Raw genomic sequence first — 5,257 nt, 5'->3', positions numbered from 1 at the left:
ACAGGGCAGGCGCCACAGTCGCCTTCGGCGCAGCCTTCCTTGGTGCCGCGCAGCGAGCGGTCGAGGCGCAGCCAGTCGAGCAGCGTGGCGTCGGGCGCCACCGACGACAGCACCACATCCTTGCCATTCAGGATGAAGCGGAGCTCGTTGCGGATTGTGACAGTGGCCATGCCTCAGCTCCCTCTGTAGGTCGAGTAACCATAGGGCGAGACAAGCAGCGGCACATGATAATGCACCGGATCTGCCATGCCGAAACGGATCGGGATCAGGTCGAGAAAGGCCGGCTTGGGCAATTTCGTCTGCAGGCCGCGCAGATAGTCGCCGGCGGCAAACACCAGTTCGTATTCGCCGGTGCGGAATTCCGCGCCGGCCAGCAGCGGCGCGTCGCAGCGTCCATCGGCATTGGTGACCATGGTCTTCAGAAGAGTCCGGGCTTCGCCATCGAGATGATAGAGCGAAATCGACAGTCCGGCCGCCGGCTTGCCCGTCGCCGTGTCGAGGACATGGGTCGTCAGACGTCCGCCCTCGGCCTTCAACGTCTCTGCCATTGGCCGCCTTCCATTTCCGCCACACGCCCGAATTGGCCCATCGGGACATTACAGATGAATTGTGCGCCAATTAAAGGCAATGCATAAGTCGCGGTCGAGCGGAGCGCGACAAAAACACTTTCAAAAATTATCGGGGGAATGCGGAAGCGGCGCTTTCGCTATCCTGATCACACTGCCGGCGATGCCGGGCACGGAGGGACGATGCGTTACATCAGGGACATGCGCGGCTACGGCGCCAATCCGCCGGACCCGAAATGGCCAGGCGGTGCGCATGTCGCCGTGCAGTTCGTCGTCAATTACGAGGAGGGTGGCGAGAACTGCGTGCTGCATGGCGACAGGGCTTCCGAAGCCTTCCTGTCGGAAATCGTCGGCGCCGCGCCCTGGGCCGGCCAGCGCCACTGGAACATGGAATCGATCTACGAATACGGCGCCCGCGCCGGCTTCTGGCGGCTCCATCGCCTGTTCACCGAGGCCGAGATTCCGGTGACCTGTTACGGCGTTGCCACCGCGCTCGCCCGCTCGCCCGATCAGGTTGGCGCGATGCAGGACGCGAACTGGGAGATCGCCTCGCACGGGCTGAAATGGATCGACTATCGCGACCATGCTGCGGAAGACGAGCGCCGCGACATGGAAGAAGCGATCAAACTGCACTACGAAGTGACTGGCGAGCGCCCGACCGGCTGGTACACGGGCCGCACGTCGGTCAACACGGTGCGGCTGGCGGCGCAAGAGGGCGGCTTCGATTATGTGTCGGACACCTATGACGACGAATTGCCGTACTGGCTAGAGCACGAGGGCGGCGCGCAGCTGATCATCCCCTACACGCTCGACGCCAACGACATGCGGTTCGCCACGCCGCAGGGCTTCAATTCGGGCGACCAGTTCTTCGCCTATCTGAAGGACAGTTTCGACACGCTCTATGCCGAGGGCAAGGCAGGGCGGCCGCGCATGATGAATATCGGCCTGCATTGCCGCCTCGTCGGCCGGCCGGGCCGGGTGGCGGCACTGAAGCGGTTCGTCGACTATGTGAAGTCGCATGACAAGGTCTGGCTGGCGCGGCGCATCGACATCGCCAGACACTGGCAGGAGAACCATCCTTACAAGCCGGCGGCGCTGCGCCCATCGAAAATGGAGTTCGAAACCTTCGTCCACACATTCGGCGGCGTGTTCGAGCATTCGCCCTGGATCGCCGAGCGTGCCTACGAGCTGGAACTCGGTCCGGCGCACGACACGGCCGGCGGCCTTCACAACGCGCTCTGCCGTATCTTCCGCGCCGCCAGCGAGACCGAGCGGCTCGGCGTACTCAACGCCCATCCAGACCTCGCGGGCAAACTGGCCGCTGCCAGGCGGCTGACGGCGGAATCGGCCAGGGAACAGGCCTCGGCGGGCCTCGATGCCCTGACCGACGCGGAGCGGGACCAGTTCTCCAGGCTCAACGCCACCTACGTCACCAGCTTCGGTTTTCCCTTCATCATCGCGGTGAAGGGCAAGACCAGGGAGGAGATCCTGGCCGAGTTCGAGGCGCGCATCGGCAACAGCCGCCAAGTCGAATTCGAAACCGCTTGTAAACAGGTCGAGCGCATCGCGCTGCTCCGCCTCAAGGACATGCTGCCGCAATAGGTTGAACCATGGATACGACCAGAATGCCCGAGCTAACCTATTACGCGCCGCATGGCGGCCACCCCGGCCAGAGCGAGCTTCTGACGGGCCGCGCCGTGTTCACCGAGGCCTATGCCGTCATCCCCAGGGGCGTGATGCGCGATATTGTCACCAGCGCCTTGCCGTTCTGGGACAGGACCCGGGTCTGGATCCTGTCGCGGCCGCTGTCAGGCTTCGCCGAGACGTTTTCGCAATACATCGTCGAGGTCGCGCCCGGCGGCGGCAGCGAGCGGCCGGAACCCGATGCCGGCGCCGAAGGCGCGCTGTTCGTGGTCGAGGGGGAACTGACCGTCCTGCTCGCCGGCGAGAAACACGTGTTGCGCCCCGGCGGCTTTGCCTTCCTGCCGCCGGCAAGCGGCTGGACGGTTCGCAACGAAGGCCAGGCCGATGTCCGCTTTCACTGGATTCGCAAGGCCTACGAAGCCGTCGATGGCCTGGAGACACCTGAGGCCTTCTTCACCAACGAGCAGGAGATCGCGCCGACGCCGATGCCCGGAACCGAAGGCCGCTGGGCGACGACGCGGTTCGTCGATCCGGACGATCTGCGCCACGACATGCACATGACCATCGTGACGCTGGAGCCCGGGGCTGTCATCCCCTTCGCCGAGACCCATGTCATGGAGCACGGCCTCTATGTGCTGGAGGGCAAGGCGGTCTATCGCCTCAACCAGGATTGGGTCGAGGTCGAGGCCGGCGACTATATGTGGCTGCGCGCCTTCTGCCCGCAGGCCTGCTATGCCGGCGGCCCAGGCAAATTCCGCTACCTCCTCTACAAGGATGTCAACCGCCACGCCAAGCTTGGCGGCGCCGGGATTGCGAGGCGGGCGCCGTGAACCGCATCGTCGCGCGGCCGCTGACCCGCGAGGCCTTCGCCGGTTTCGGCGATGTCCTCGACATGGGCGGCGGCAACCACTACCCGATCAATGCCGGCAAGGCCGAGCGCTACCATGATCTGGCCACCGCCGAGGCAACGGGACCAAATGCCCGGGTGCTGATTTCGATGGTGCGCGGCACGCCTTACGAATTGCCGCTGAGGCTGACCATGGTCGAGCGCCACCCCCTCGGCAGCCAGGCCTTCATCCCGCTGTCGCCGCGGCCGTTCCTGGTCGTTGTCTGCCAAGACGGCAATGCGGGGCCGGGCGAGCCACACGCCTTCATCACCGCTCCCGGACAAGGCATCAACTACCGGCGCAATCTCTGGCACGGCGTGCTGACCCCGCTCGGCGAGGAACAGGATTTCCTGATCGTCGACCGCGGCGGCGACGGCTCCAATCTCGAAGAGTTCCATTTCCCGCATGCCTACGAGATCCATCTCCCCGACGGGTTCCGGCAATGACCGATATTTCGCTGATCGACCGCCTGCTCGACGTCATCGAGAACGATATTGTGCCGAAGACGGAAGATGGCGTCGCCCATGGCAACAAGCTGTTCGGCGCCGCGATCCTGAGGAAGGACGACCGTTCGCTGGTGTTGGCGGAGACCAACAACGAGATCGAAAACCCGCTCTGGCACGGCGAGGTGCATTGCCTGAAGCGCTTCTACGAAATGCCCAGGGCCGAGCGCGTCGACACAAGCGACGCCATCTTCCTCGCCACGCACGAACCGTGCTCGCTGTGCCTGTCGGCAATCACCTGGGCCGGATTCGACAATTTCTACTATCTGTTCAGCCACGAGGATTCCCGCGACAGCTTCGCCATTCCGCATGATCTCAGGATTCTCAAGGAGGTCTTCACCCTCGACCCCGGCGGCTACAATGCCGAGAACGCTTACTGGAAGAGCTTTTCGATCCGCAGGCTGGTGCGGGAACTGCCTGAGGCGGAACGCAATCGGCTGGAGGCGCGGATCGGCAAAATTTCGACACGCTACGACGAGCTCTCAAGCGCCTATCAGGCGAACAAGGCCGAGAACGACATTCCCCTGAACTGAGGTTATGAAGCGGGCTGCGGCACAAGTCGCTTTTTTCGCTGCTCCAGTCGCGAATGATGATTGAAAGTCGTCCCGCCAGCGGGCGTTATGCGGGTCATGAAGACCATCACCGAATTTCCCCGCAAGGTCGTTGAATTCCCGGACATGGGGATCGTCATGCCGGATGGCTGCCGGCTGTCGGCGCGGGTATGGATGCCGGAAGACGCGGGCGCCGACCCGGTGCCTGTCATCCTCGAGCATCTGCCCTACCGCAAGCGCGACGGAACCATCTTTCGCGATCAGCTGACACATCCCTATTTCGCCGGCCACGGCTACGCCTCGATCCGCGTCGACATGCGCGGCAATGGCGATTCCGAAGGGCTGATGGACGACGAATATTCCGAGCAGGAATTGCAGGACGCCTGCGACGTCATCGCCTGGGCGGCTAGCCAGCCCTGGTGCAACGGCAATGTCGGCATGATGGGCATTTCGTGGGGCGGCTTCAACTGCCTGCAGGTGGCGGCCAGGCAGCCGGCGGCGCTGAAGGCGGTGATCAGCCTGTGTTCGACGGTGGACCGCTATGCCGATGACATCCACTACAAGGGCGGCTGCCTGCTGACCGAGAATTTCGGCTGGGCCTCGACCATGCTTTCCTATTCGTCGCGGCCCCCGGATCCGCTGATTGCGGGCGATAACCGCTGGCGCGATCTGTGGCTGACACGGCTGGAGCACCAGCCCTTCCTGTTGCCCTTGTGGCTCGGCCATCAACACCGCGACGCCTACTGGAAACGCGGTTCGATCTGCGAGGATTTTTCGGCCGTGAAAGCAGCAGTGTTGTCGATCGGCGGCTGGCATGACGGCTACCGCAACACCGTCTCCGATCTGGTCGCCAACATCGAGGCGCCGGTCAGGGGGATCATCGGGCCGTGGATCCATAAATACCCGCATTACGCAGGGCCGAAGCCCGCCATCGGCTTCCTGCAGGAAGCCCTGCGCTGGTGGGATCGCTGGCTGAAGGACATCGACACCGGCGTCGAGGCGGACCCGGCCTATCGCGCCTATGTCATGGACAGCGTTCGCCCCGCGCGCTGGCACCCGGAAAGACCGGGACGCTGGGTGGCCGAACGGGAATGGCCGTCGCCCAG

The 5,257-nt window shown here is 64.0% G+C and carries 7 protein-coding genes; 5 read left to right on the top strand and 2 right to left on the bottom strand.

Annotated features, from left to right (window positions below; genetic code table 11):
• Together WC739_RS24425 and uraH are read right to left on the bottom strand one after the other, a co-directional pair.
• The coding region (locus WC739_RS24425) for a 2Fe-2S iron-sulfur cluster-binding protein (protein ID WP_372955564.1) at positions 1–170 on the bottom strand (170 nt) is incomplete at its 3' end.
• 3 nt (positions 171–173) lie between these two features.
• Positions 174–548, bottom strand: a complete 375-nt coding sequence (gene uraH / locus WC739_RS24420; protein ID WP_372955563.1) for a hydroxyisourate hydrolase — start codon at positions 546–548, stop codon at positions 174–176.
• Between the two features lie 201 nt (positions 549–749).
• Between uraH and puuE the strand changes: the two genes are divergently transcribed.
• From puuE to WC739_RS24395, 5 genes are all read left to right on the top strand, one after another.
• Positions 750–2,168 (top strand): allantoinase PuuE, encoded by a 1,419-nt coding sequence (puuE, locus tag WC739_RS24415; protein WP_372955562.1) that lies wholly within the window; start codon positions 750–752, stop codon positions 2,166–2,168.
• Between the two features lie 8 nt (positions 2,169–2,176).
• Positions 2,177–3,040, top strand: coding sequence for a bifunctional allantoicase/(S)-ureidoglycine aminohydrolase (locus WC739_RS24410; protein ID WP_372955561.1), 864 nt, complete (start codon positions 2,177–2,179; stop codon positions 3,038–3,040).
• Entirely contained in the window at positions 3,037–3,543 is a 507-nt protein-coding gene (locus WC739_RS24405) for an ureidoglycolate lyase (RefSeq protein WP_372955560.1), read from the top strand. The genes WC739_RS24410 and WC739_RS24405 overlap by 4 nt, the downstream gene beginning before the upstream one ends.
• The gene (locus WC739_RS24400) at positions 3,540–4,133 is read left to right on the top strand and encodes a nucleoside deaminase (protein ID WP_372955559.1); all 594 of its coding nucleotides are present in this window, start codon (positions 3,540–3,542) and stop codon (positions 4,131–4,133) included. Before WC739_RS24405 ends, WC739_RS24400 begins: the two co-directional genes overlap by 4 nt.
• A gap of 96 nt (positions 4,134–4,229) precedes the next feature.
• Positions 4,230–5,257: CocE/NonD family hydrolase (locus WC739_RS24395; protein WP_372955558.1), on the top strand; the 1,028-nt coding region annotated here is incomplete at its 3' end.

Source organism: Mesorhizobium sp. (genome assembly GCF_041661565.1).
GTDB lineage: Bacteria > Pseudomonadota > Alphaproteobacteria > Rhizobiales > Rhizobiaceae > Mesorhizobium.
The sequence above is the reverse complement of the archived record's forward strand: the minus strand, read 5'-3'. Positions and strand labels throughout refer to the sequence as shown.